Annotated in this window: 21 protein-coding genes; 14 read left to right on the plus strand and 7 right to left on the minus strand. The window is 66.2% G+C overall.

What is annotated here, in order from left to right; genetic code table 11:
- Positions 1-142 precede the first annotated feature (142 nt).
- Positions 143-1075, plus strand: a complete 933-nt coding sequence (locus ACIBW7_RS26920) for a GNAT family N-acetyltransferase (protein WP_397050927.1) — start codon at positions 143-145, stop codon at positions 1073-1075.
- A gap of 40 nt (positions 1076-1115) precedes the next feature.
- Here the strand turns inward: ACIBW7_RS26920 and ACIBW7_RS26925 are convergent, their stop codons facing one another.
- Complete coding sequence (locus ACIBW7_RS26925; RefSeq protein WP_397050929.1) at positions 1116-1559, minus strand: MarR family winged helix-turn-helix transcriptional regulator; 444 nt, start codon at positions 1557-1559, stop codon at positions 1116-1118.
- 30 nt (positions 1560-1589) lie between these two features.
- On the opposite strand from ACIBW7_RS26925, the gene ACIBW7_RS26930 reads away from it, so the two are divergent.
- From ACIBW7_RS26930 to treY, 3 genes are read left to right on the plus strand one after another with little or no spacing between them, the layout of a single operon-like run.
- The gene (locus ACIBW7_RS26930) at positions 1590-2135 is read left to right on the plus strand and encodes a cupin domain-containing protein (protein WP_397050931.1); all 546 of its coding nucleotides are present in this window, start codon (positions 1590-1592) and stop codon (positions 2133-2135) included.
- A 59-nt stretch (positions 2136-2194) separates the two neighbouring features.
- Complete coding sequence (gene glgX, locus ACIBW7_RS26935; protein WP_397050933.1) at positions 2195-4315, plus strand: glycogen debranching protein GlgX; 2121 nt, start codon at positions 2195-2197, stop codon at positions 4313-4315.
- Between the two features lie 51 nt (positions 4316-4366).
- A complete protein-coding gene (gene treY / locus ACIBW7_RS26940) occupies positions 4367-6781 on the plus strand; it encodes a malto-oligosyltrehalose synthase (RefSeq protein WP_397051629.1) in 2415 nt (804 codons plus the stop codon).
- Here treY and ACIBW7_RS26945 read toward each other — a convergent pair.
- Positions 6767-7951, minus strand: coding sequence for a DUF2235 domain-containing protein (locus ACIBW7_RS26945; RefSeq protein WP_397050935.1), 1185 nt, complete (start codon positions 7949-7951; stop codon positions 6767-6769). The two genes, treY and ACIBW7_RS26945, sit on opposite strands and share 15 nt — an antisense overlap.
- A gap of 193 nt (positions 7952-8144) precedes the next feature.
- On the opposite strand from ACIBW7_RS26945, the gene ACIBW7_RS26950 reads away from it, so the two are divergent.
- Complete coding sequence (locus ACIBW7_RS26950; RefSeq protein WP_397050937.1) at positions 8145-10886, plus strand: ATP-binding protein; 2742 nt, start codon at positions 8145-8147, stop codon at positions 10884-10886.
- A gap of 164 nt (positions 10887-11050) precedes the next feature.
- On the opposite strand, the gene ACIBW7_RS26955 is transcribed toward ACIBW7_RS26950, so the two are convergent.
- Positions 11051-11266, minus strand: a complete 216-nt coding sequence (locus ACIBW7_RS26955; protein WP_397050939.1) for a hypothetical protein — start codon at positions 11264-11266, stop codon at positions 11051-11053.
- 85 nt (positions 11267-11351) lie between these two features.
- Between ACIBW7_RS26955 and ACIBW7_RS26960 the strand changes: the two genes are divergently transcribed.
- Together ACIBW7_RS26960 and ilvA are read left to right on the plus strand one after the other, a co-directional pair.
- Positions 11352-11786: a nitroreductase family deazaflavin-dependent oxidoreductase gene (locus ACIBW7_RS26960; RefSeq protein WP_397050941.1), complete on the plus strand. Its 435-nt coding sequence runs from the start codon at positions 11352-11354 to the stop codon at positions 11784-11786.
- A 75-nt stretch (positions 11787-11861) separates the two neighbouring features.
- Entirely contained in the window at positions 11862-13220 is a 1359-nt protein-coding gene (gene ilvA / locus ACIBW7_RS26965; RefSeq protein WP_397050943.1) for a threonine ammonia-lyase IlvA, read from the plus strand.
- 59 nt (positions 13221-13279) lie between these two features.
- On the opposite strand, the gene ACIBW7_RS26970 is transcribed toward ilvA, so the two are convergent.
- Positions 13280-14530 carry a serine hydrolase domain-containing protein gene (locus tag ACIBW7_RS26970; protein ID WP_397050945.1) on the minus strand — a complete coding sequence of 417 codons (1251 nt, stop codon included), beginning with the start codon at positions 14528-14530 and terminating at the stop codon, positions 13280-13282.
- A gap of 99 nt (positions 14531-14629) precedes the next feature.
- Positions 14630-16354 (minus strand): malto-oligosyltrehalose trehalohydrolase, encoded by a 1725-nt coding sequence (treZ, locus tag ACIBW7_RS26975; RefSeq protein ID WP_397050947.1) that lies wholly within the window; start codon positions 16352-16354, stop codon positions 14630-14632.
- Positions 16355-16462: 108 nt separating this feature from the next.
- Between treZ and ACIBW7_RS26980 the strand changes: the two genes are divergently transcribed.
- The 4 genes from ACIBW7_RS26980 to ACIBW7_RS26995 all read left to right on the plus strand — a co-directional run bounded on the left by ACIBW7_RS26980 (position 16463) and on the right by ACIBW7_RS26995 (position 19205).
- Entirely contained in the window at positions 16463-17077 is a 615-nt protein-coding gene (locus tag ACIBW7_RS26980) for a class I SAM-dependent methyltransferase (protein WP_397051631.1), read from the plus strand.
- A 48-nt stretch (positions 17078-17125) separates the two neighbouring features.
- Positions 17126-17698 carry a TetR/AcrR family transcriptional regulator gene (locus tag ACIBW7_RS26985; protein WP_397050949.1) on the plus strand — a complete coding sequence of 191 codons (573 nt, stop codon included), beginning with the start codon at positions 17126-17128 and terminating at the stop codon, positions 17696-17698.
- A 149-nt stretch (positions 17699-17847) separates the two neighbouring features.
- Complete coding sequence (locus ACIBW7_RS26990; protein WP_397050951.1) at positions 17848-19047, plus strand: Cmx/CmrA family chloramphenicol efflux MFS transporter; 1200 nt, start codon at positions 17848-17850, stop codon at positions 19045-19047.
- Positions 19048-19061: 14 nt separating this feature from the next.
- Positions 19062-19205 carry a hypothetical protein gene (locus ACIBW7_RS26995; RefSeq protein WP_397050953.1) on the plus strand — a complete coding sequence of 48 codons (144 nt, stop codon included), beginning with the start codon at positions 19062-19064 and terminating at the stop codon, positions 19203-19205.
- Positions 19206-19535: 330 nt separating this feature from the next.
- On the opposite strand, the gene dnaE is transcribed toward ACIBW7_RS26995, so the two are convergent.
- Positions 19536-23087, minus strand: a complete 3552-nt coding sequence (dnaE, locus tag ACIBW7_RS27000) for a DNA polymerase III subunit alpha (RefSeq protein ID WP_397050955.1) — start codon at positions 23085-23087, stop codon at positions 19536-19538.
- A 214-nt stretch (positions 23088-23301) separates the two neighbouring features.
- Positions 23302-23700: a DUF3052 family protein gene (locus tag ACIBW7_RS27005; RefSeq protein ID WP_397050957.1), complete on the minus strand. Its 399-nt coding sequence runs from the start codon at positions 23698-23700 to the stop codon at positions 23302-23304.
- A gap of 246 nt (positions 23701-23946) precedes the next feature.
- On the opposite strand from ACIBW7_RS27005, the gene ACIBW7_RS27010 reads away from it, so the two are divergent.
- From ACIBW7_RS27010 to ACIBW7_RS27020, 3 genes are all read left to right on the plus strand, one after another.
- Entirely contained in the window at positions 23947-25146 is a 1200-nt protein-coding gene (locus ACIBW7_RS27010) for a histidine kinase (RefSeq protein ID WP_397051633.1), read from the plus strand.
- 129 nt (positions 25147-25275) lie between these two features.
- On the plus strand, positions 25276-26073 hold the full coding sequence (locus ACIBW7_RS27015; protein ID WP_397050959.1) for a LytR/AlgR family response regulator transcription factor: 798 nt from the start codon (positions 25276-25278) through the stop codon (positions 26071-26073).
- Entirely contained in the window at positions 26070-26435 is a 366-nt protein-coding gene (locus tag ACIBW7_RS27020) for a hypothetical protein (RefSeq protein ID WP_397050961.1), read from the plus strand. The genes ACIBW7_RS27015 and ACIBW7_RS27020 overlap by 4 nt, the downstream gene beginning before the upstream one ends.
- Position 26436 lies beyond the last annotated feature (1 nt).

Consider the following 26436-nt stretch of genomic DNA (forward strand, 5'->3'; position numbering starts at 1 on the left):
TCGGGTCGCGTGACAGCCCAGGCGGGGCTTGAACGGTGTTCAAGTTACCACTCGAGCTGCGCGCGCACGATCCCCCGCCGAATTCTGCACCGACGCGAGCGTTCCGACGTATTCTTTGACTCAGTCAAAGATTGGAGCCGCCGTGACCACCGTTGCCGCCACCGATATCGACGCAGTTCGCGAATTCAACCGCCGCTACACCCGGGTCATCGGGGTACTGCGGGAGGGCCTGCTGGACAGCGAATATTCACTCACCGAAGCGCGAATCATGTTCGAGCTGGCCGACTCCGGCGCGAGCGAGGTCGTCACGCTGCGCCGCACGCTCGACCTGGACCCCGGCTATCTGAGCCGCATCCTGGCCCGCTTCGAAAAGGACGGACTGGTCCAGCGCAACCGCTCCGAAAGCGATGGCCGGCGCCAAGAGGTTCGGCTGACCGACCGTGGCAGGGAGATCTTCGCCGTGCTCAATCAGCGCTCGAGCGCCGAAGTCGGCTACCTCCTCAATGCGCACAAACCGGCCGAGCGCGCGCGATTGATCACCTCCATGCGCACCATCCAGCGCATTCTCGACGGACCGGGCCTCGGCGAATTGGTGCTCCGCCCGCCGAAACCCGGCGACTACGGCTGGGTCATCCAGCGCAATGCCGCGCTCTATGCCGCCGAATACGGGTGGGACACCAGCTACGAAGCTCTCGTGGCTCGCATTGTCGCCGACTATCTGGACGACCACGACGAGCATCGCGAATACGCCTGGATCGCGGAATACGACGGCGAGCCGGTGGGCTGCGTTTTCTGTGTCGCGGAGAACGAGACCACGGCCCGACTTCGGCTACTGCTGGTCGAGCCGACCGCCCGCGGCCTCGGCGTCGGCTCCGCACTGGTCGAGCGCTGCGTGCGATTCGCCACCGAGGTGGGCTACCGCGACATGGTGCTGTGGACCAACGACATCCTCAACTCGGCGCGGCGCATCTATCAGCGCGCGGGTTTCGAACTCGTGGAATCGAATCCGCACCACAGCTTCGGCCACGATCTGGTGGGCCAGACATGGCGGCTGCGGCTGGCACCGCCGAACTGAGCGCCGCGCCCATCCGCAGCGAACGCCCGCCGGACGCGACTCAGCCGCCGTCGCCCAGCACCTCGTGCACGCGACTCAGCGATCGCCGCAATTCGGTCAACCTCCGCTCGCCCAGATCGGCCACCAGGATCCGCTCGATCCGCCCGATCCGCTCCGCTGCCACGCCGAGCGCCGCATGTCCCTCGGCAGTCAGCACGACGAGCCGTGCCCGCCGGTCCTCCGGATCGATCTTCCGCTCCACATACCCGCACCGCTCCATATGCGTCACCAGCTCCCCCATCGACTGCTGGGTCATGCCCGCCTCCTCGGCCAACGCACTGATCCGCGACCCCGTCGGCGCCAGATAGCGGAACACCGCGTAATGCGCGGGGCGCAGATCGTCACGCAGCGCCGCCCGCAATTCCCGATTCAGCCCGCGTTCGAAGGCATGCGTCGCCTGACCGAGCAGCTTCAGCAACGTGGTGTGGGGTTCGACCGTTGACACATTACAAAGGTTACCTTTATATCTGGAGATATGCGACACACACTCACCTTCCGCAACGGCCACCGCATCACCCTCGTCGAACGCGGCGAGGACGAGCGCGGCCCCTACCTACGGCTGGAACATCAACTGCCGGAAGCGGACCGGCAAGCGGGCCGCCATTGGCATCCGGTGCTCAGCGAATCGTGGACCCTGCGTGGCGGACGGCTCCGCTTCAAGATCGATGGCACGGAAACCGTTGTGCATCCGGGTGATTCGCTCACCGCGCCCCCGCGCGCGGTACACGAGTTCTGGAGCGAGGCGCCAGATACCCTCTTCGATCACGAGATCCGCCCGCCGCTGCGGCACTGGGAGATGTTCCAGCTCTGGCACAACCTCGACGCCGCGCACAAGACCACCGTCCGCTCCCGGATGCCGCGCGACCCGTTGGCGCTGGCATTGCTGTGGGATTACCAGGACGGCTATCTCGCGGGCATCCCGGTCTGGCTGCAGCATGCGGTGTTCGGCGGACTCGCCCGGCTGGCCACCCGGATCGGCTACCGACGGCGCTGGCTCGAAACCGGCCCCGACCAGGACTGACTCGCCCGGCCGCAACCACCCGCACGGAGCGCGATCCGGCTGGCGCTAGTGTCGTTGACATGGCTCAGCCCGATGCAGCGCCCGGTGAGGTGACACCCCTCGGTGTCTGGCCCGGAACCGCCTACCCACTGGGCGCGACCTACGACGGCGCAGGCACCAATTTCTCGGTGTTCTCCGAGGTTGCCGACGCGGTCGAACTGTGCCTTATCGCCAGGGACGGCACCGAAACCAGAGTGCCGCTGGAAGAGGTCGACACCTACGTCTGGCACGCCTATCTCCCGACCATCGGACCGGGCCAGCGCTACGGCTTCCGGGTGCACGGGCCCTATGATCCCGAACACGGATTGCGCTGCGATCCAAGCAAATTGCTGCTCGATCCCTACGGCAAGGCCTTCGACGGCGAATTCGACAACGACTCCTCGCTCTACACCTACGGCGAGGATTCGCTGGGGCACACCATGACCGGCGTGGTTATCAACCCGTTCTTCGACTGGGGCGCCGACCGGCCACCGAATCGGCCCTACCACGAGACGGTCATCTACGAGGCGCACGTCAAGGGCATGACGATGACGCATCCCGATATTCCGGAGGAATTGCGCGGGACCTACGCCGGTATCGCGCATCCGGCGATCGTGGAACATCTGAAAGAACTCGGCATCACCGCGATCGAGCTGATGCCGGTGCACCAATTCCTGCACGACCGCGTCCTTTTGGATCAGGGCCTGCGAAACTACTGGGGCTACAACAGCTTCGGCTACCTCGCTCCGCACAACGAATACGCGGCCAGCCCACGCGGCGGTGCGGCGGTCACCGAATTCAAGGCCATGGTGCGCGCACTGCATGCCGAGGGCATCGAGGTGATCCTCGATGTCGTCTACAACCACACCGGCGAGGGCAATCACCTCGGGCCGACCCTGGCCTTCCGTGGGATCGACAATGCGGCCTACTATCGGCTGGTCGACGAGGACCCGTCGCACTACATGGACTACACCGGCACCGGTAACAGCCTGAACGTGCGCCACCCACATACGCTGCAGCTGATCATGGACTCGCTGCGCTACTGGATCCTGGATATGCACGTCGACGGGTTCCGCTTCGACCTCGCCGCCACGCTGGCCCGGGAACTGCACGATGTGGACCGGCTCTCGACCTTCTTCGATCTGGTGCAACAGGATCCGGTGGTCAGCCAGGTGAAGCTCATCGCGGAGCCCTGGGACGTCGGCGAGGGCGGCTACCAGGTCGGCAATTTCCCCGGCCAGTGGACCGAATGGAACGGCAAGTACCGCGACACCGTCCGCGACTACTGGCGCGGTGAACCCGCCACGCTCGGCGAATTCGCCTCCCGGCTCACCGGATCCTCGGATCTGTACGAGGCCACCGGGCGCAGGCCCAGCGCGAGCATCAACTTCATCACCGCGCACGACGGCTTCACGCTGCGGGATCTGGTGTCCTACAACGAGAAGCACAACCAGGCCAATGGCGAGGGCAACCGCGACGGCGAGAGCTACAACCGCTCGTGGAACTGCGGGATGGAGGGTCCCACCGACGATCCGGAGATACTCGCATTGCGCGCCAGGCAGAGTCGCAATCTGCTGGCCACGCTGGTGCTCAGCCAGGGCACCCCGATGCTCGCCCACGGCGACGAGATGGGCCGCACCCAGCAGGGCAACAACAATGTCTACTGCCAGGATTCACCGCTGGCCTGGATGGATTGGTCGCTGATGCAGACGAATTCGGACCTGTTCGAATTCACCAAGCGGGTGATCGCGCTGCGCACGGCGCACCCGATATTCCGACGCCGCCGCTTCCTGGCGGGCCGGCCGATCCGCTCGAAAGAGCACGCCCGCGATATCGCCTGGCTCACCCCGGCGGGGGAGCAGATGACACCCGCCGACTGGGACAGCGGTTTCGGCAAATCGCTGACGGTATATCTCAACGGCCTCGGCATCAACGAACCCGGCCCGCGCGGCGAGCGCATCACCGACGATTCGTTCCTGCTGTGCTTCAACGCCCACGACAGCGGCCTCGACTTCGTACTGCCCGATCCGGATTACGGCGCCGAATGGGCTGTCGCACTGGATTGTTCGGTGCCCGACGGCGTCGCCGATGCCACGTATCCGGCGGCGAGCACCGTCGCCGTCCCCGCCCGTTGTCTGCTCGTCCTCCACTGCCCCGCATAACCGAAACCGCCGATGCCCGAGAAGCCGAAGATCGAGACGCCCAAGTCCGATATGCAGACTCACCACACCGATCCCATCTCCCGCGGCCGCACCCCGGCCCGGCAGACGACGGTCCGCAGCACCTACCGACTCCAGCTGCGCCCCGACGCGTTGACCTTCACCGATGCCCGCGCGATCGCGGAATACCTACAACAGCTGGGTATTTCGCATCTGTACCTGTCACCGATCCTCACCGCGACGGTCGGTTCGACGCACGGGTACGACGTCACCGATCCCACCACGGTTTCGGCGGCCCTCGGCGGCCCGGCCGGACTCAAGGCACTCGCGGACGAAGTGCGCAGCCGCGGTATGGGTTTGATCGTCGATCTGGTGCCCAACCACGTCGGCGTGGCCGATCCCCGGCAGAACCCGTGGTGGTGGGATGTGCTGCGCAACGGCCGGGAATCACAGTTCGCGCATTTCTTCGATATCGACTGGAGTGCGGGCAATGGCGCGGGCGGCCGGCTGGCGCTGCCGGTACTGCAGAGCGAAAACGATCCGGCCGCACTGACGGTGGACCGGTCCGGTTCGGAACCGATGCTGGCACTGCACGATCTGCGCTTCCCCATCGCGGCGGGCACCGATGGCGACAACGCGCTGCGCATCCACGACAAACAGCACTACCGGCTGGTCAGCTGGAAGGCCGGGCTGTGCACCTACCGGCGGTTCTTCGCGGTCGGCAGCCTGGCCGCGGTGCGCCAGGAGGATCCCGAGGTCTTCGAGATCACCCACCGCGAGCTGGCCGCATGGTGCGAACACGATCTGATCGACGGCGTCCGGGTCGACCATCCGGACGGATTGTCCTATCCCACCGCGTATCTGACGAAGCTGCGTCGGCTCATCGGCCCGCACCGGCTACTACTCGTGGAAAAGATCCTCGCCAACCGCGAACCACTGGACGCGACGCTGCCGGTCGACGGCACCACCGGCTACGACGCCCTGTCCGACTACGGTGGCGTACTGATCGACCCCGATGGGGAACAGACGCTGACCGAACTGTCGCGCAAACTCGCCGGGCACGGCAGCGACCGCGCCTGGATCGGCGAAACCGAACACCGCATCAAACGTGCGGTGGCCGAGAACATCCTGGCCCCGGAGATCCGGCGCCTGGTCGCCGCGATCAAGCGCGACGCGCATGCCGAAAGCTTCGACACCATGGCATTGACCAACGCCACCATCGAGGTGTTGGCCTTCATGCCGGTCTACCGAGTGGATTACGCGCCGCTGGCGGGTATGACCGGCGCGGTGGTCGCCGAGGTGGAGAAGCGCAACAGCGAACTGACCGTGCCGCTGAGCGTGCTGGTGGCGGCGCTGGCGTCCGACGGCGAGGCGGCCGTTCGATTCAGCCAGGTCTGCGGTGCGATCACCGCGAAGGCCGTCGAGGACACCATGTTCTACCAGGCGGCGCGGCTGGTATCGCTGCAGGAAGTGGGCGGCAATCCGGCCCGATTCGGCCACTCGCTCAACGAATTCCACCTGTCCAATAGCGAACGCGCGCAACGCTGGCCCGCCACCATGACCACACTGTCGACGCACGACACCAAGCGCGGCGAGGATGTGCGCGCCCGGATCGGGTTGCTGTCCCAGGCCGCGGAGACCTGGGCGCGCGCCGTCGCATCCTGGCAGGAGATCACCCCCGGTCCCGACGGTGCGACGACATTGTTCCTGCTGCAGAACATGTTCGGCGTCTGGCCCGCCGACGGCCGCCCGGCCTCGTCCGTGGCCGGACTGCGCGAGCGACTGCATCTGTTCGCGGAGAAGGCGATTCGCGAAGCCGGTGTCCATACCTCCTGGGAGGAACCGGATGTCGAATTCGAGAAGAAGGTGCACGGCTGGCTGGATGCGGTGATCGACGGGCCGGTCGGCTCCGAAATCGGTGATCTGGTGCACGAACTCGCCCCGCACGCCTGGTCGGATTCGCTGTCACAGAAGCTGCTGCAGCTGTGCGGGCCCGGAATTCCCGATATCTATCAGGGCTGCGAACTGTGGGAGGACACGCTCGTCGATCCGGACAACCGCCGCCCAGTGGATTTCGCGGCCCGTGCCGGACTGCTGCAATCACTCACCGGTACACCGGCTTTGGATACCACCGGCGCGGCCAAGATGTGGATCGTCGCCTATGCGCTGTGGTTGCGCCGCGAACGTCCGGACTGTTTCGTCGGCGGCACCTACCTGCCGCTGTTCGCCACCGGCGAGCAGGAGAGCAGGCTGGTCGCCTACGCGCGCGGCCGGGCCGGTGAGACGCCCGAGGTGATCGTGGCCGCCACCCGGCACAGCCTCGGTCTGACCGAAACCGGGTGGACCGATACCACATTGGAGCTGCCGCAGGGCAACTGGACCGACCGGCTGACCGGCCACACTTTCCAGGGCCGGGCCCGATTGGAAAAGCTGTTCGCCCGGCTGCCGGTGGCGCTACTCGTGCGCTGAGGGCTCCTCCGGGGTGATGGTCGTTACCGTGCCGGTCTTCTCGATCAGCGTCTCGGGCACCATCCCGTCGTTGTCCGTCAGCCAGCGCCGCAGATTCGCGGGTCGGTAGTCGGTGGCGTCGTGCGCGGTGGAAGCCAGGCGCACGCCGCGGTCTCCGTCGGTGTACAGCCGCCGCCAGGAATCCCAGTAGAATCGCGGGTTCCTCGGCTGGCGAATGGTGCGCAACACGTTGAGGATTCGGTATCCGATGCCGAGCGAGCGATGCAATTCCATATGCTTCGCGCCCGCTGCCGCGCACCGCTGGGACAGCCCCTCCAGCCGGTCGCGGTCGAAGACGAGTCCGACCGCTTCGGCCTGTTCGACCATCCAGCGCAGCGTGATATCGGAGAGTCCGCATTCCTTGTAGCCGCCGCCGATATCGCTGTGCACGCCCTCGAACCAGACCTGCTTCACCCGGTCGTAGTGGTGGGAGTACTTCACATCCGGTTCGATCGGCACCTCCCAGAGGCACGGTTCGAAATTGCGCCGCCGCTCATCGAGTGCCAGAGCCTGCCGCGCGCAGAAGACATTGCGCCCGAGCTTCACATCGTGGAACCGGTGTCGCAGCGAGGTCAGTCCGGGCACGCCGAGTGCGCCGACGGTATCGAAGACCCCGATGAAGTCGATCTTGGCCGGAGCATCCCAGCAGTTCGCCTTGCGGAAGTCGATCCACTCCTGCGGCTCCTTCGGATCCGGATTCTGCGGGGTCCGCTGCGGCGCGGGCTGATGGTGAATCCGCAAGGCGTCCGGGTACTTTCCCTCGATCATCGCATCGGGTGTCATGATTCCGATGCGACCGATCAGACCGGCCAGGCTACGGGCGGTGAACGCACCGCGGCTGAAACCGAAGATGTAGATCTCATCCCCCGGCTGCCAGTTCAGTGCCAGATGCCAGTACGCCGAGGACAGATTCGCCTCGAGTCCAAGTCCGAACGCACCACCCATCAGGCGGTCGGCCAGGAAGCCACGCGCGCCCGGCCCGGATACGTAGCTGACCCACTGCGGGATCGACTCCCCCGACGGTCCCGGCGCCTCGTACCGGATCGTCTGCGCGATCTTGATGATATTCGATACCGTGTTGCTGGATTCGGCCTTCCAGGTGCCGTCGCAGCAGACCACCAGTCGTTTCATGAGTAGATCCTCCGCCCCGATTGCCGTCGAAACCTGCGTACTCGACTACCCGAATCATCGACGGGTCAGTACGGGATGTTAATGAAAATGTTGTCTTTCAACGCAAAAGACTCGCGCCGAAGGGGATTCTCGCGAGTATTCTCACGCGGCTACAGCCCTGTATCCGATCGGTTTCCATCGAAGCGTCGACGCAATGGGTCTCGGTCACTCGGGTTCGGTCGGCGGTTACGGTGAGCAGATGCTCCACGGAAGAGAAGTCGAACAAGCTCGGATCGATCGACTTCTGGTGGCGGCTCGCGCCGGACGCAGCGGGGCGCTCGTGGTGCGCGGCGAGCCGGGGATCGGAAAGACGGCGCTGTTGGATTATGCGGCGGCGCAGGGGATTCCGGCGGTGCGCGGTGCCGGAATCGAGTCCGAGGCGGAGTTGCCGTTCGCGGGACTGCATCTGCTGATCAAGCCGGCAATGGCACTGGTGGACGGGTTGCCCGCACCGCAGCGGGATGCGCTGCGCGGCGCGTTCGGTCTGGCCCAGCATGATCCGGCGGATCGGATGTTGATCGGGTTGGCGGTGCTGTCCCTGCTGGCCGAGGAGGCGGCCGAGGGGCCGCTGCTGTGTTTGATCGATGACGCGCACTGGCTGGATCGGGCGACGGCGGAGACGCTGCTGTTCGCGGCGCGTCGACTCGATGCCGAGGGCGTGGTGATCATCTTCGCGACGCGGACCGGCGAGCAGGATTTTCCCGCGCCCGGCCTGCCCGAACTCGCGCTGACCGGCCTGGCGCAGGAGTCGGCGGCCGCGCTGGTGGACAGTCGCGGTCCGGATCTTTCGCCCGCCATTCGATACCGATTGCTCGCCGAGGCGGGCGGCAATCCGCTGGCCCTGCTGGAGTTGCCCGCAGTTCTGGCCGCCGAGGGCAACGATTCCGGTCACGGACCGAATCCCCTGCCGCTGACACAGCGGCTCCAGGTGGCATTTCACGGCCAAGTGTCCAGGCTGCCTTCAGCGACCCGGATGTTGCTGCTGATTGCGGCCGCGGCGGGCACCAACGATCTCACCACGGTGCTGCATGCGGCCGGCGAGCTCGGGGCACAGCTATCGGACCTACAGCCCGCCGCGGACGCCGGGTTGGTCGGTAGTGACGGCGTGAGCGTGAGTTTCCGGCATCCTCTGCTGCGATCGGCGGTCTACCAGGGTGCGCCTCTGACACAACGGCTCGCCGCGCACGCCGCCCTCGCCGCCGCACTGACCGAACCCGAGAACGCCGACCTGCGCGCCTGGCACCTGGCCTCGGCGGCGACCGGACCGGATGAGACCACCGCAGCAGCGCTAGAGGACACCGCCGATCGCGCACGTCGGCGCAGCGGCTATTCCGGTGCCGTCGCCGCGTACGAACGCGCCGCGAGTTTGAGTACCGACGCGTTTGCCCGCGTTCGACGGCTGGTGGGCGCCGCCGAAACCGCCGGTGAGGCGGGACAATTGGACCGTGCGGGCCGACTGGCCGATCGCGCGGCCGGTTTGAGCACCGATCGAATGCTCGGGGCTCGACTGGATCTGGTTCGCGCCACCGCGGAATTCGGTGCGGGCAAACCACTCTCGGCACATCAACTGCTGCTCGCGGGCGCCGATCTGGTGCGCACCGACGATCCGGCCCGCGCCGCGCGCATCCTCATGCAGGCGGTGCACACGGCCTGGTACCTCGGCGCACCGGAACTCGCCGAGATCGCCGCGCACATCAACGCATTGGACCTGCCCGACGCCGAACCGATGACACCCATCGCCCGCTACACGGTCGCGGGCATCGACGGCCGATTCACCATCGATCTGCGCGACGCGGCCGCCGTCGCCCGCCGCAACGGTGCGGACAGCCCCCGCGATCTGGTGCAGATGTGCGGCGTCGGGCTGATCGTCGGCCAGGACGAACAGGCCGCGGAGCTGGCCCAGACCCTGATCGCCGAATGCCGCGACCAGGGCCGCATCGCACTCCTGCCGACCCTGCTGTTCTTCCGCGCCGAAACCGAACTGTTCCTCGGGCGACCGCGCGAGGGTCGCATCGCCGCGCTCGAAGGGCTGCGGATCGCCGAGGATATCGGGCAGCAGCATTGGGTCAGCCAGATGTCGAGCTATCTCGCCTATCTGGCCGCATTGGAGGGGCGCGAACAGGATTGCCGAGAGTTGGTCGACCGTGCCCTGGCCGAGGAATTCGGCGGTGCGGCCGCGCCCGGCGCACCGTGGACGCGGGCGGCGCTCGGCGTGCTCGATCTCGGCCTCGGCAGAGTCGACAGCGCACTGTCCCGGCTGGAGCTGTTGACCGTGGAACCCACCCGCCACCACGTGATCGGTTTGCGCGCCCTGCCAGATCTGATCGAGGCGGCGGTGCGCATGGGCAGCCTGGAGCGAACGGGTGACGCGCTGGATCGGCTTCACGGCTGGGCGAAAGCCTCGCAACAAGAGTGGGTCACCGCGCTCGTCGAGCGCTGCCTGGCATTGACCGGGCCCGAAGCCAAGGCGGAGGACCACTTTCAAGCCGCACTGGAACACGGCGGGCGGCCCTTCGAACAGGCCAGAACCCAATTGCTTTTCGGTGAATGGCTACGGCGCAACCGTCGAAAGTCCGAGGCGCGCAACCAACTTCAGCCCGCCCTGGAAACCTTCGACCGCCTCGACGCCGCACCGTGGGCCGAACGCACCCGCACCGAACTCGCCGCCCTCGGCATCGGCACCACCAGCCGCCCCACCACGGGCGTCCTCGCCCGCCTCACGCCGCAAGAACTCCAGATCGTCCGCCTCGCCGCCCAAGGAATGTCCAACCGCGACATCGCCGCCCAACTCTTCCTCAGCCCCCGCACCGTAGGCCACCACCTCTACAAGGCCTACCCCAAACTCGGCGTCCTCTCCCGCACCGAACTCCCCGACCTCCCCCTCGACGTCGCCTAGGTCTCGATCAAGATCAGGTGGAGCTGGTGGCGGTGCCTTCTCGGGCGATGCCGCCATAGATTCCACCTGATCTTGAAATGCGGCACTGTCGATGGCCACGCTGAGTGGTTGTGGTCGCGTTTCGAGCAACCGTGGGTTCGGCTCGATGGGCCGAGCCGCCCTGCCTACGCTCGGCGATGCGCGCCGACCTGGCCGACAACCCAGCGGCCGGTTCCGACCCCGGCGGCGGCCAGCACCGCGAACTGCAGCGACCCGGTGATCAGCGCGAGGACCAGGCAGATGACCAGCCCGAGGGCGATCGCCTCGAGTTTGTACATCGGCCACGCGCTGCCGGCGATATCCACCGCCGTGGGGCGAGTCTGAAGGGGGACCACTGCCATGTCGTCAGGCTACACGGATAGCGAAGTTCGGACCACCTAACATTTCGGCGGGAACAGAGGTGGGCGCTGCGTTGTTGCGGATGTCATGCCATTGACAGGTGAGTACGCACCGAGCACATCCGATTGGGCCCGTGAACAGGCCGAGCTGATCGAGAATTCCGGAGGCACCGAGGGCCTGACTCTGCAGGGCAAGCCAGTCATCGTCCTGACCACCAAGGGCGCGAAGACCGGGCTGCTGCGCAAGACCGCGCTGATGCGGGTAGAGCACGACGGCGAGTACGCGGTCGTCGCCTCGCTGGGCGGCGCGCCGAAGCATCCCGTCTGGTACTGGAATATCAAGGCCGAGCCGCATGTCGAGCTGCGTGACGGCGCCGTGAACAAGGACTACACCGCGCGCGAGGTCTCCGGCGAGGAGAAGGCGCTGTGGTGGGAGCGGGCGATCGAGGTGTGGCCCGATTACGCGAACTACCAGACCAAGACGACCCGCGAGATTCCGGTTTTCGTCCTGACTCCGCGGTAGCTCCGGCCGGGAAACCGATCGTCCGACGCCCACCCGACGCGTCCGCCCGACGCGGCGGGTGGCACCATATTTCGAGTGTCCAATCCGCTTGAACTTCTCGACGACCAGTCCACATCTCGTCCCGCGCTGACCGCAGACGAGATCGACGCCGCCGCCAAGCGAATTGCCGACATTATCGAGCCCACCCCGCTGCAGCACAGTCCCCGGCTATCCGCGCTGACCGGGGCGCAGGTCTACCTCAAGCGCGAAGACCTCACCGCCGTCCGTTCGTACAAGCTGCGCGGCGCCTACAACCTGATCGTGCAGCTCACCGACTCCGAGCGAGCCGCGGGCGTGGTCGCGGCCAGCGCCGGTAATCACGCCCAGGGCGTGGCCTTCGCCTGCAATGCGATGGGCATCAAGGGCCGCATCTATGTGCCGACCACTACACCGAAGCAGAAGCGTGACCGCATCCGGGTGCACGGCGGCGAGTACGTCGAGCTGATCGCGGTCGGAGAAACCTATGACGCCGCCGCCGCGGCCGCCGCCGAGGATGTCGAGCGCACCGGCGCGACCATGGTGCCGCCGTTCGACGATCCGCGCACCGCGGCGGGACAGGGCACCATCGCCCCCGAATTCCTGGAACAGCTCGGCGGTCGGACCCCCGATCTGGTGGTGATCCCGGTCGGCGGCGGCGGTTGCCTGGCGGGCATCGGCACCTACCTGCGGGAGCGCTCACCGAGCACCGGCATCCTCGGTGTGGAACCGGCGGGCGCGGCCTCGATGACCGCGGCGCTGGTCGCGGGCGGCCCGGTGACGCTGCCGGAGATCGATCCGTTCGTCGACGGCGCCGCGGTGCGCCGGATCGGCCGCCTGCCCTATGCGGCGATCGCCGCATTCGGCGGCCGGGTGGTATCGCACGGCTCGCTGCCGCTGCTGACCGCGACCGAATCACCAAGTGGTGCAGGCGCTTTTCGCCTGATGCAGGTCGACGAGGGCGCGATCTGCACCACTATGCTCGAGCTGTATCAGAACGAGGGCATCATCGCCGAACCCGCGGGCGCGCTGTCGGTGACGGCGCTGGCCGAGATCACGATCGAACCCGGTTCGACGGTGGTGTGCCTGGTCTCCGGCGGCAACAACGATGTGTCGCGCTACGGCGAGATCATCGAGCGCTCGCTGGTGCACCGCGGCCTGAAGCACTATTTCCTGGTGGACTTCCCGCAGGAGCCGGGCGCGCTGCGGCGCTTCCTCAACGAAGTGCTCGGTCCCGACGACGACATCACCCTGTTCGAATACGTCAAGCGCAACAACCGGGAAACCGGTGCCGCGCTGGTCGGTATCGAACTCGGCGCACCGGAGGGGCTCGGCCCACTGCTGGAGCGGATGGAAGACTCGCCGATCCAGTGCGAGCGATTGGATCCGGGCTCCCCGGCCTACCGCTACCTCACCTAGCGAACGCACCCGACCCGAACTGGCCGCGCGGACATCGTCCGTGCGGCCGGTTCCAGCGTCTATGCAGCCTCTGGCGTTTCCACCACGGTTACGGACCGGCGGGTCGTGCGCACACCCGTCATGACCATCGGCAACAGCCAACCGGCCGCGGCCTGGTCGAAGCTCAGCTGCGCGGCCGAGAGGCGATTGTGGACGAATCCGACGGACAGGCCGAGACGGGGCTCGGCCCAGCCGAAGGAGCCACCGAGGCCGATATGACCGAAGCCGCCGTGTGCGCCCGGCATCGGAAGTGAGTGATAGCCAAGGCGCCAGAGCATCGGCGCGTAGAACAGGGTGCGGTCGAGCCGGTAGGTCCGAATGCGACTGAGCGCCTTGATGGTTTGCGGCGTCAGATACTGCACGCCGCCCGCCATGCCGCCATTTGCCAATGCGCCGTACATGGTGGCCAGCGCGGGGGCGGTGCAGACGCCGTTGCCCGCACCGAGTTCGGTATCGAGGATCGGCGGGATTTCACCCTCCAGGATGGTTTCCAGTCCGGGCAGGAACAGGCACCGCGCGGCCGCGCCGAGCGCACCGGGCAGACCATAGCTGCGCCCCAAAACCCTTGTGCTGACCGGCTTTCCGATCATACTGAGCTGGGAGCCCGCCAACGGCGCATAGACGGTCGACGATTGCGCGGACGGCTTGCCCAGGTGCAGACCATCGATGCCGAGTGGTTCGGCGACCTCGGTGCGGAACAGCTCCGCCATCCCCTGGCCGGTAATGGCGCGGGCCAATCCAGCGAGCAGCCAACCGAAAGTGAGCGCGTGATAGGCCGGCGTGCCGAGCAGACGATCGGGTTTCGCGGCGGCGAGACGCTGCTCCATCAGCTGGTGGTCGAGCACATCCTCGAGCCCGGCCGCGATCGGGTTGAGACCACCGAGTCCCGCGCTGTGCGTCATCACCTGACGAATGGTGATACGGCCCTTGCCGTTCTGGCCGAACTCCGGCCAGTACTCGGCCATCGGCGCTTCGTAGTCGAGCAGACCCCGATCGGCCAGCCGGTGGATGACCGTCGCGGTGATGCCCTTGGTGGCGGAGAAGATGATCGCACCGGTGTCCTGGCTCCAGGGTTTGTCACCCGCGCTCCCGGTCCAGATATCGACCAGCGGTTCACCGTGCAGATGGACGGCCAACGCGCCGCCCGCCCCCCGACGGCGCCCGAAGACCTTCGCGAATGCGCGTACCAATGGTGCGAATTCGGCGGCGGCACTGCCACCAACCCCATCGGGGAGATTCGCTAGGTCCCCGGGTGAAGCCACGTTGCTCATATTCCAAAGGTAATGGCGCTGGTCACACTCGGCAATATTGTGTCTCGGACAGTTATCTTCAGGAGGTTTTCGGTAACCGCGAGCCGACCTGGGGTTCCGCTATGCGCCCGCGAGTATCACGAACGAGTGGCCCGGTATCTCCGTCGCGGAGACGCCTTCGGTCGAAGGTTCCCACGACAGCAGCGAAAGACCAGCGATAGGCACGGTGACCTGCTCTTCGGAGAGATTGCAAACCAGCGTCAGCCGGCCTCGGCGCACCGCGATCCAGCGGGCATTCTCGTCATAGTCGACAGATACATGTGTGAGCCACGGGTCCGTTATTTCGGCTCGCTCGCGTCGCAAACCGATCAGCTTTCTATAACAGGACAGCAGCCGTGCATGGCGATCATGTTCGAGTTCGGACCAATTCAGCTTCGACCGCTGGAAGGTTTCGGGGTCCTGCGGGTCCGGAATCTCGTCGCTGTCCCAGCCGTGTTCGGCGAATTCGTCCTTGCGGCCGGTGGCGGTGGCGGCCGCGATCACCGGATCGGTGTGCGAGGTGAAGAACTGGAACGGGGTGCGCGCGCCCCACTCCTCCCCCATGAACAGCATGGGCGTATACGCCGAGAACAGCACCAGCGCGGCCTTGATCGCCAGCTGGCCGTCGGTCAGATAGGCGCTGGGACGGTCCCCGATCGCCCGATTGCCGATCTGATCATGGGTGCAGGTATAGGCGAGCAATGCGCTCGCCGGGATGAGCCGGGTGTCGATCGGGCGACCGTGGATGCGACCGCGGAAGCTGGAATACGTTCCGGTGTGGAAGAATCCGCGCGTCAGTGTCTGGGCCAGACAGCCCAGCGAACCGAAATCGGCGTAGTAGCCCTGATGTTCACCGGAAACCGCGGTGTGCACGGCATGGTGCAGGTCGTCGTTCCATTGACCGGTCAGGCCATAGCCGCCTGCCGCGCGTGGGGTGATGAGCCGCGGATCGTTGAGGTCGCTCTCCGCGATCAATGTCAGCGGCCTACGCACATGTGCGGCAAGCGATTCGGTGCCGGCGGCCAGTTCGGCGAGCAGGTGGGTGGCGGTGCGGTCGACGAGTGCGTGCACCGCATCGAGTCGCAGTGCGTCGATATGGAAATCGCGCAGCCAGCGCAGGGCGTTCTCGATTATGAAGCGGCGCACCGGATCCGAGTACGGACCGTCGAGATTCAGGCTCTGCCCCCAGGTATTGCGACCTTCGGTCAGATAGGGCGCGAAGCGGGGCAGATAGTTGCCGGAGGGTCCGAGATGGTTGTGAACGACATCGAGGGCGACCGCCAAACCCTTTGCATGGCAGGCATTCACGAAGCGCTGCAAACCATCGGGTCCGCCGTAGGGCTCGTGGACCGCATACCAGAGCACACCGTCGTAGCCCCAGTTGTGGATACCGTCGAAGGCATTGACCGGCATCAACTCGACCATGGTGACGCCGAGTTCGACGAGGTGGTCGAGGCGCTCGACGGCGGCATCGAAGGTGCCCTCGGGAGTGAAGGTGCCCAGATGCAGTTCGTAGATGATCGCGCCCGCCAGTGTGCGGCCGGTCCAGTTCGCATCGGTCCATCCCGCCGGATCGAGGGCGTGCAGCGCCGAGCGGCCGTGCACGCCGTCGGGCTGGCGCGCCGAGCGCGGGTCCGGCAGGACGGTCGGGTCGTCGTCGAGCAGGTAGCCGTAGCGCGTGCCCGGTACGGCGTGCACATCTGCCCGCCACCAACCGTCAGGCGACCTTGTCATCGGATGTACGGCGCCATCGACCTCGATGCGCACCCGTTCCGGTCGCGGGGCCCATACCTCGAACAAGGTCACCGAGCCAGCATGGCATGTCGCCGATCATGCGGCTCGCCGACACAGGACGCGCCCTTTCGACCGGCTGACCATTGCCTGCGGCGCGCGGATCCTGACAGAGTGGGTGACGTGGGCATCTACAACGATCAGGTCGTGCCGCGGCTGGTGAATCTGGTCTGCGGAGCCAAGATGAACAATCCACAGCGCGAGCGCGCCTGCGCCGGACTGCACGGGCGGGTGATGGAGATCGGCTTCGGATCGGGTCTGAATGTCCCGTTCTATCCGGCTGCCGTCGAGTCGATCAGCGCTGTGGAACCCGCCGACCTCGGCTGGCGCCTGGCGGACAAGCGGCTGGCCAAGGCCACCGTGCCGATCGAACGCGCCGGACTCGACGGCCAGTCGCTGCCCTTCGCCGATAACAGCTTCGACTCCGCACTCTCGACCTGGACGATGTGCACCATTCCGGATATCGCGGCCGCGCTGGCCGAGGTGCGCAGGGTGCTCGTTCCCGGCGGAACCCTGCATTTCGTCGAACACGGGCTCGCGCCGGATCCGGGCGTCCAGGCGTGGCAGCACCGATTGAATCCGATCGAGAAGGCGATTGCGGGCGGCTGCAATCTCGATCGCGATATTCGTGGCACCGTCGAGAGCGCCGGATTCGAGATCCGCGAACTCGACGAGTTCTATGCGGACGGACCCAAGTTCCTCGCCGCGCTCTCGCTCGGAGTCGCGGTCTCGCCGTAGTCCAGTCCTTATTGGACTGATTAGTGCAAAACGTGCTAGCTTGACCGCATGGCACGACCGAAGGCATTCGACGAGAACCGGGCGGTGGACGCGGCCATGCGGGCGTTCTGGTCCGCGGGTTACGAGGGCACCTCGACCCAAGACCTCTGCGATGCAACAGGTCTGGGCCGCAGCAGCATCTACAACACCTTCACCAGTAAGCACGAACTGTTCGACCGGGCACTGCAGCGGTATATGAGCAGCAAGAACGCCTCGATCTTCGAAGTGCTCGACGGCGACCTGCCCGCGCGGGCGAAGATCCGGAAGCTATTGCGCCAGACCATCGACGCACCGGCCGACGACCCCATCGGCTGCCTGGTGGTCAACTCGACGGTCGAGTTGGCGCCGCGCGATCCGGGGGTGGCGGCGACATTGCGCGCCGACCTGGAGCGGAGGCTCGACGCACTGACGGCGGTTATCCGCGCGGGCCAGCGGTCCGGCGAGATCGATGCGGGCAAAGATGCCCGCACGCTGGCCCATTTCGTGATCACCACGATCAGCGGTATGCGCGTCGCGGCACGCGGTGGAGCCGATAAGGACACCCTGGAGGCGATCGCCACCACAGCGTTGAGCGTGCTCTGACCCCCACCGACGTCGAATCAGCGGCGCGATAGCCGCAACCAGACCATCGGCGCGACCCACCCAGCACAGCACACGACACATGCAGCACAGCGCCGCATTCTCTTAGCTCAATTCTGAACTGATCAATCCAAAATTCGAGAGGGCTACCGATGCCATTCGCTGTCTACATACTCGGGCTATCCATATTCGCCCAGGGCACCTCTGAGCTGATGCTCTCCGGTCTGCTCACCCAAATGGCCACCGACCTGGGCGTCTCCATACCCCAAGCAGGCCTGCTGATTTCGGCATTCGCACTGGGCATGCTGGTGGGCGCACCCGCACTGGCCGTGATCACCCTGCGCCGGCCGCGCCGCACCGCACTGCTGGCCTTCCTCGCAGTGTTCATCGCAGCCCATGTGGTGGCCGCGTTGACCCCGGGTTACTGGGTGCTCTTCGGAACCCGGGTGGTCGGCGCATTCGTCTACGCCGGATTCTGGGCGGTCGCCGCGACCACGGCGCTGAGTCTGGTGCCGGAGAACGCGCGTGGCCGGGCAATGAGTATTGTCGCGGGCGGGCTGACCGTGGCCAATATCGTCGGACTCCCGGCGGGTGCAGTGATCGGCCAGCATCTGGGCTGGCGGGCCGCGTTCTGGACGGTCGCCATCCTGTCCGCCCTGGCGATGGCGGGGGTGGCGGCCAAGATTCCGGGTGGACGCCCCGCCGAAGTACCGAACCTGCGCCGCGAACTACGCACCATGATCAATCCGCGCCTGTGGCTGTCCTACAGCACAACCGCGCTCTCGACCGGCGCGCTATTGGTCACCTTCGCCTACCTCGGCGCACTCCTGGCCCGCACCACCGGAATCACCGAGAGCTGGATTCCCTTGGTGCTCACGCTGTACGGCATCGGCGCGCTGATCGGCATCACGGTCGGCGGCCGCGCCGCCGATGCCCATCCCTTCCGCGTACTGACCATCGGAATGATCGGGTTGACCATCATCTCGGCGGTGCTGGCACTGACCGCGACCATGCCCGCACCGGTCGTAATCCTCGTATTCCTATTGGGAGCCTTCGGATTCGCCACGAATCCCGCACTGAACACTCGGGTATTCGCACTGGCCGCGGCTGCACCCACCCTCGCGACCGCAGTCAACTTCTCCGCATTCAATGTCGGTATCACCGTCGGCCCGTGGCTCGGCGGCCTGGCCATCGGCGGCGGCCTCGGCTACCCGTCGGTCGCCTGGATCGGCGTGGCCCTCGCCATCGCGGCACTGGCCACCGTCGCTTGGGCGGCGGTCCTACACCGCCGGGCCCAGCAGGTTGACACGGTCGGCCCAGCAGATCGGGTAATGGCAAAACTTACTGTCTGAACGCGTAGCGCCAGGTGGAAGTCATCGCCTCGATCGGCGTGGTCCTCGCGGCCGCGGCACCGGCCACCGTTGGTCGGGCGGCCGCCCTATACCGCCGGGCCCAGCAGGTCGAGACGGTCAGCCCGAAGGATTGCGCCATGGTCGGACTCATGGTCTGAATACGCACCACCGCAACGCTTCTCGATCGGACCTCGCCGACAGTGAATACGGCGCGGATTGCACCACCTTCGCCAGCGCCGCAACTGCCCGAACCCGTCCGGGGATCGGGCAGTTGGGCGTTTCACCCTGCCCCGGTGGACTACCCGTGCCCGCGCACCGTCTTCGCGTCCCGCCCAGGTTCTCACCGAAGACACACACGATCTCCGAAATGCAGCGGCAGCCGGCGGCCATCACGATGCCGCGGACGGTACGGTCGAGGTGGGTGACGGCCACACGAGAACCTGCGCGGGACCGCCGCAATCGCCGACGCCGCCGATCCGGACGTCGCGTCAGCCCGCGAGGCAGCCTGGACCGAGCAAAGCCTTGAGGTCGCCCATTAACGCCGAGGACGGTGAAACCCGCAGGCTGTCATCCAATTTCCACAGTGACGTGTTGTCACGTGCGCCCACATGGCGGACGTGGACGTCCGCGGTGCCCGGATGCCTGGACAGGATGCGCTTGAGTTCGCCGATCTTGTCGGGCGTGCACAGGCGCGTCGGCATGACGACCGCCAGCGGCTTGGCCACACCGATCGAGGAGAGGTCGGGAACGGCGAGATCGTTGGCGATCAAGGAGATCCGGTCATCGCGCACCGACACCCTGGCCTTCACCAGCACGACCGCGTCCTCCACCACATCGGCGCCGTACACCGAATAGGCCTGCGGGAAGAACAGGACCTCGATACCACCGGTCAGATCCTCGATCTGCGCCGAGGCCCAGGCCAGGCCGTTCTTGTTGATGCGGCGGTTGACCGAGGCGAGGATACCGCCGATGGTGACCTGGGCGCCGTCCTTGATATCGCCCTGGAGAATGGCGGGGATAGCCGTATCCGCCTGTGCCGCAAGCACATGTTCCACACCGTTGAGCGGATGTCCGGACACGTACAGGCCGAGCATTTCCCGCTCGAGCGCCAGCTTGTGCTTGGTCTCCCACTCGTCCTCGGGCACCTTCACATTGAAGACCGAGGCCACCGAATCGTCACCGTCGTCCAGCCCGCCGAACAGGTCGAACTGGCCGATCGCCTCGGCCTTCTTGGTGGACATCACCGCATCGATGGCATCGGAGTGCACCAGCAGCAGACCCTTGCGCGGATGCCCGAGCGAATCGAATCCGCCTGCCTTGATGAGGGATTCGGTGACCTTCTTGGTGCAGGCGATGGCGTCGATCTTGTTCAGATAGTCCGAGAAATCGGTGAACTTCGACTTCTCCTTGCGCGCCTGGATGATCGAGCTGACGACATTGGCGCCGACATTGCGCACCGCGCCGAGACCGAAGCGGATGTCCTTACCCACCGAGGCGAAGTTCATCTCGGACTCATTGACATCCGGCGGCAGCACGGTGATCGCGAGGCGACGGCAATCGGACAGGTAGACCGCGGCCTTGTCCTTATCGTCGCCGACGGAGGTGAGCAGGGCCGCCATGTATTCGGCGGGATAGTTCGCCTTGAGATATGCGGTCCAGTAGGAGATCAGGCCGTAGGCGGCGGCGTGCGATTTGTTGAACGCGTAACCGGCGAACGGGAGGATGGTGTCCCACAGCGCCTTGATGGCCGCCTTGGAGTATCCGTTGGCCTGCATGCCCGCCTCGAAGCCCTCGAACTCCGCGGCCAGCACCTCGGCCTTCTTCTTACCCATCGCGCGGCGCAGAATATCTGCTCGACCGAGCGAGTAGCCGGCCACTTTCTGCGCGACGTGCATGATCTGCTCTTGGTAGACGATCAGGCCGTAGGTCTCGCCGAGGATCTCCTTGAGCGGCTCCTCCAGCTCCGGATGGATCGGCTTGACTTCCTGCCGGTCGTTCTTGCGGTCGGCGTAGTCGTTGTGCGCGTTCATACCCATCGGGCCGGGGCGATACAGCGCGCCGACGGCCACGATGTCCTCGAACGCGGTCGGCTGCATGCGGCGCAGCAGATCGCGCATGGGCCCACCATCGAGCTGGAATACGCCGAGCGTGTCACCGCGCGAAAGCAACTCGTAGGTGCGCGAATCGTCGAGCGGCAGCCGGTCCATATCCAGGTCGATGCCGCGGTTGGCCTGGATGTTCTCCAGCGCGTCACCGATCACGGTCAGGTTGCGCAGGCCGAGGAAGTCCATCTTCAGCAGGCCGATGGCCTCACACGACGGATAGTCCCAGCCGGTGATGAGCGCACCGTCCTGGGGCCGCTTCCAGACCGGGATCGCATCGGTGAGCGGATCACAGGACATGATGACCGCGCAGGCGTGTACACCCGCATTGCGGATCAGGCCCTCGAGGCCGCGCGCGGTTTCGTAGATCTTCGCGACATCCGGATTGCTCCCGATGAGTTCGCGCACCTCGGCGGCCTCTTTGTACCGCTCGTGCTCCGGATCGGTGATACCGGATACCGAGATGTCCTTGGCCATGATCGGCGGTGGCAGCGCCTTGGTGATCTGGTCGGCAATGGCGAATCCGGGCTGGCCGAACAGCACTCGCGCCGAGTCCTTGATGGCGGCCTTGGTCTTGATGGTGCCGAAGGTGATGACCTGGGCGACGCGGTCGGTGCCCCACTTCTCGCTCGCGTAGCGGACCATTTCACCGCGGCGGCGATCGTCGAAGTCGATATCGATATCGGGCATCGAGACGCGCTCGGGATTGAGGAAGCGCTCGAAGAGCAGACCGTGCGGAATCGGGTCGATATTGGTGATACCGAGTGCGTAGGCGACCAGCGAACCGGCCGCCGAACCACGGCCGGGACCGACGCGGATGCCGACCTCGCGGGCGTGGTTGATCAGGTCGCCGACGACGAGGAAGTAGGCCGGGAAACCCATCTCCAGGATGACGCCGATCTCGTACTGGGCGCGGTCCAGATAGTCCTGGGGCGCGCCGTCCGGGAAGCGACGGCGCAGTCCGAGTTCGACCTCGCGGCGCAGCCAGCTGGCCTGGTCGTGACCATCGGGCACCGGGAAGATCGGCATCCGGTCGCGGTGCTGCCACACCTCGTCGTAGGACTGCACCCGCTCGGCGATCAACAGGGTGGAATCGCAGGCGCCGGGCACCTCCATATCCCAGATCGCCCGCATCTCCTCTGCGGACTTCAGGTAGTAACCGTCACCGTCGAACTTGAAACGCGTTGGGTCACTGAGTGTTTTACCGGTCTGGATGCACAGCAGCGCCTCGTGGTTGGTCGAGGCGTCCTTGGTGACGTAGTGGCAGTCGTTGGTGGCCAACGGCCGGATACCGAGCTTCTTGCCGATCTCGAGCAGCCCCTCGCGGACCCGGCGCTCGATGGACAGGCCGTGGTCCATGATCTCGAGGAAGAAATTGTCCGGTCCGAAGATCTCCTGCCATTTGGCCGCGGCCTCGAGGGCCTCGCGGTCGTGGCCGAGGCGCAGGCGGGTCTGCACCTCACCCGAGGGGCAGCCGGTGGTGGCGATGATGCCCGCGGCGTGCTCGGCGATGATCTCCTCGTCCATGCGCGCCCACTTGCCGAGCTGACCTTCCAGCGAGGCGAGCGAGGACAGCTTGAACAGGTTGTGCAGGCCGGTCGCGTTCTCCGCGACCATGGTCATATGCGTGTAGGCGCCGGAACCGGAGACGTCGTCGCCCTTCTGGCTGGGATCACCCCACTGCACGCGTTTGGTGTCGAAACGAGAACCCGGTGCGATGTAGGCCTCGATGCCGATGATCGGCTTGATACCGGCCTTCTTGGCGGAGTTGTAGAACTCCGAAGCCCCGTACATATTGCCGTGGTCGGTCATCCCGACCGCGTTCATTCCCAGCCGATTTGCCTCGGCGAAGAGCGGAGAGATTTTGGCCGCACCATCGAGCATCGAGTACTCGGTGTGGTTGTGCAGGTGAACGAACGATCCGGACGAGGCGGCCAAGACGGTCCTTCCTCCCAAGGTCTCGACGGGGGTTGGTGTAGCGATTCTAGGGGTCCCCACCGACGTGTTCGGCTTCCCGCGCCGGGCTGACGCAGGTGCTCGGCGTGTCGGTGGTGAAGATCACCGGCGCGTCTCGCGACCCAGCATTGCGGTTGTCCGATTTCCGCGACAGTGGGGTGATCCGCGGATCGCTCGACACTACGCGAGCCCTCGATCAAGCGCGCTTGCGCCAGACGAATTTCAAACCGGACCAATCGTTGTCGAGTGCGGCAACCTTCACATCGACGACGCCGATGGGGAGCAGCACCTCGCGCAGATCGTTCTCGGCTATATCGCTGACGTGCCCGCCCGCCTTGCGCGGCCAGGCGATCCACAGCATCGCGCCCGGCTTCAGTCCGGCGGCCAGTTCCGGGGCCTCGTCGACCAGATCGGCGAGTTCGCGAAAGAAAGCGAGGACGACATCCGCGGACTCGGGCTCATCGGTGGCGATCGCGACGTCCGCTGGTAGACCCGGAATCTGCCAGCCTGCGGGCGCATGCCGCAGCACCACCCGGTGGCCGGATTTGATTCCGATCTTCTTCGCCGGCGGCGTCCCGGAGTAGCCCGCGGTCATGGACACGACTGTAACCGGCACCTCCCTTGGGCTCCGCGAGTCGGCAACCGGCCCCGGCGGGATGCAGGTTCTGGTGCTGCCGTCAGTTCGATCGGCGCTGTCGGGCGCGGATTCTGCAGGCGCTGGTGGACCGATCGGCGCTGATTCTGCTGGTGCTGTGCGCCGATCGGCACTGTTGGGCGCGGATTCGGCGGGCCGCCGCGATAATCAGGCGATGAGGTGGCGGAGACGTTCGGCGAGCGCGCGATGACGACCGCCGGTGTCGCGGTTGTCGCCGGGGCGGTATTGATCGTCGGCGCACTGCTGGTCTGGTCTCGAACCCGGCGAGTGGTGACCACTCCGGCCGAGCGAGCCGTGTACAGCGCACTGCATACCGCGTCGCTGGCCGCACGGCCGTTGCGGCAGGGGTTGAACGATCGGTCCGCTCAGGAGGCCGCGCCGCATCTGCGGGCACTCACCGGGGCCGACGCATTGGGCGTCGCCGATCCGGATGGCACGCTGCTGGCTTGGGACGGGCCACATTCGGATCTGGCCGAACCCTTCGCCGATGCGGCCAGGCGGGCGGTGGCGACCGAGCGCCCGGTGCTGGTGTCGGGGCCTGGTCGCAGTGAACATGCCGGGCGAACACTGATCGCGCAGCCTCTGCTGATCGAAAATGGCGGGGTGGCAGGGGCTTTGGGGGTGGTGACCACCGGGAAGCCGGAGCCCGGGCGGCTGGGTGCGGTCGCGGAGGTGGCGCGATACGCCTGCGGACAGCTGGAGTTGGCGGAGTTGGACGCCTCGCGGGCCCGCCTCGATCGGGCCGAGGTGCGTGCGTTGCGGGCCCAGATCAGCCCGCATTTCATCTATAACGCGCTCAATACCGTTGCGTCCTTTGTACGTACCGATCCGGATCGGGCGCGCGAGCTGATCCTGGAGTTCGCGGACTTCACCCGATATTCCTTCCGTGCCGCGGGCGAATTCACGCTGCTGTCCGACGAACTGCGCAATATCGAGCGGTATCTGGCGCTGGAACGTGCCCGGTTCGGTGAGGCCTTGCAGGTGCGGTTGCAGATCGCACCGGAAGTGCTCGGCGTCGTACTGCCGTTCCTGGCGCTGCAACCGTTGGTGGAGAACGCGGTTCGGCACGGCTTGGCCGGAGCGACGCGCGGCGGCACGGTCACCATTGTCGCGACCGATGCGGGTACCGACTGCGTGATCAGCGTCGAGGACGACGGAATCGGGATGGATCCGGATCTGCTGCGCTCGGGTGCCCTCGATGCCATCGAAACCGGAACCGGTCCAGCGGGTTCCGGCGAATCCGCGCATGTGGGCCTGGCCAATGTCGATGACCGGCTACGGGCGACCTTCGGCAACGACTACGGCCTGATCGTGGAGACCGCCCCCGGCGCCGGCACCAAGGTGAGCCTGCGCGTCCCCAAGTTCCGTGCCGGCATCCAGGCCTGACCACACACGCCTGCTCCGCACGACACCCGGCTCCGGCGCGACCGCGCGGCTGCACCGACGAACGCGCGTGAAGCCCGGTGGCGACATCCGGGGCAACGGTGAAGGGGCTCCGCTTACGATGGAACAACTGTGACCCGGACCACCGACCAGTCGGCCGCCGCACTGCGCGTGCTCGCCGTGGACGACGAGAAGCCCGCTCTGGACGAGCTGGTGTATTTGCTGCGCGCGCAGCCGGGGGTCGGTGAAATCCACAACGCTGGCGATGCGACCAGTGCATTGCGGCTGATGCGGGCGCATCCGATCGATGCGGTATTCCTCGACATCAATATGCCCGGGCTGGACGGCATGGAATTGGCCGGGATCCTGTCCGAGTTCGCGAACCCGCCCGCAGTGGTCTTCGTGACGGCCCACGATGACCAGGCGATCGCGGCCTTCGATCTGGGTGCGGTGGACTATCTGCTCAAACCGCTGCGGGAGGCGCGGTTGGCTGAGGCGGTGCGACGGATCGTCACGGCACGCACCACACCGGCCCCGGCCGTCACGGCCCCGCGCACCGACCCGAATGAGGTGATTCCGGTCGAGCTGGGCGGGGTCACCACGCTGGTGCACCGGTCGAGTGTGAGCTGGGTGGAGGCGGAGGGCGATTATGCCCGGCTGCACACCAGCGGCGGCTCGCATCTGGTGCGGATTCCTTTGTCGGCGTTGGAATCCCGGTGGGAGAACGCCGGATTCCTGCGGGTGCACCGGTCTTATCTGGTGGCGCTGCGGTTGGTGACCGGGCTGCGCACGGTCGGCACCGGCACAGTGGTGCGGCTGCGGGCCGACGGCAATGCCGCGGCGGTGGAGTTGCCGGTGAGCCGTCGGCAAGTGCGGGAGCTGAAGCAGCGGCTGGTGCACGGGCCGCGACAGCAGTGGACGAATCCGTGACCACTCCGCAGCGTCCGACCAGACAGCGCGTCGTGCTCGCCGAACGCCGCGGTGCGCGACGCGTGCGGACCCGCACCGAGGTGGTCGAGCAGACCGAGATCGGCGAGGCACTGATCGGCGGGCTGATTCGGGCACAGTTGGGGTTGGCGGTGCGGGTCGGGTTGGTCATGGTGCTCGTATTGTGTTCGCTTCCGGTGCTTTTCCGGCTCGGGTCGGTGGGATCATTTGTTCTGCTCGGGATACGGTTGCCGTGGTTGCTGCTCGGCATTGCCGTGTATCCGGTGCTGTACGGCGCAGGACGGCTGTATGTCCGACTCGCCGAACGCAATGAGCAGGACTTCCTGGAATTGGCCGAGGACTGAC

The sequence above is a fragment of the Nocardia sp. NPDC049526 genome, assembly GCF_044465765.1.
Taxonomy (GTDB): domain Bacteria; phylum Actinomycetota; class Actinomycetes; order Mycobacteriales; family Mycobacteriaceae; genus Nocardia.

Bases quoted from the DNA above. Each gene is read 5' to 3' on its own strand.
- ACIBW7_RS26930 (WP_397050931.1), top strand. From the start codon at position 1,590: ATGCGACACACACTCACCTTCCGCAACGGCCACCGCATCACCCTCGTC.
- ACIBW7_RS26960 (WP_397050941.1), top strand. From the start codon at position 11,352: ATGCCATTGACAGGTGAGTACGCACCGAGCACATCCGATTGGGCCCGT.
- ACIBW7_RS26990 (WP_397050951.1), top strand. From the start codon at position 17,848: ATGCCATTCGCTGTCTACATACTCGGGCTATCCATATTCGCCCAGGGC.
- ACIBW7_RS27010 (WP_397051633.1), top strand. From the start codon at position 23,947: ATGACGACCGCCGGTGTCGCGGTTGTCGCCGGGGCGGTATTGATCGTC.
- ACIBW7_RS26985 (WP_397050949.1), top strand. From the start codon at position 17,126: ATGGCACGACCGAAGGCATTCGACGAGAACCGGGCGGTGGACGCGGCC.
- ACIBW7_RS27005 (WP_397050957.1), bottom strand. From the start codon at position 23,700: ATGACCGCGGGCTACTCCGGGACGCCGCCGGCGAAGAAGATCGGAATC.
- ACIBW7_RS26955 (WP_397050939.1), bottom strand. From the start codon at position 11,266: ATGGCAGTGGTCCCCCTTCAGACTCGCCCCACGGCGGTGGATATCGCC.
- ACIBW7_RS26970 (WP_397050945.1), bottom strand. From the start codon at position 14,530: ATGAGCAACGTGGCTTCACCCGGGGACCTAGCGAATCTCCCCGATGGG.
- glgX (WP_397050933.1), top strand. From the start codon at position 2,195: ATGGCTCAGCCCGATGCAGCGCCCGGTGAGGTGACACCCCTCGGTGTC.
- treY (WP_397051629.1), top strand. From the start codon at position 4,367: ATGCAGACTCACCACACCGATCCCATCTCCCGCGGCCGCACCCCGGCC.
- ACIBW7_RS26950 (WP_397050937.1), top strand. From the start codon at position 8,145: ATGGGTCTCGGTCACTCGGGTTCGGTCGGCGGTTACGGTGAGCAGATG.
- ACIBW7_RS26945 (WP_397050935.1), bottom strand. From the start codon at position 7,951: ATGAAACGACTGGTGGTCTGCTGCGACGGCACCTGGAAGGCCGAATCC.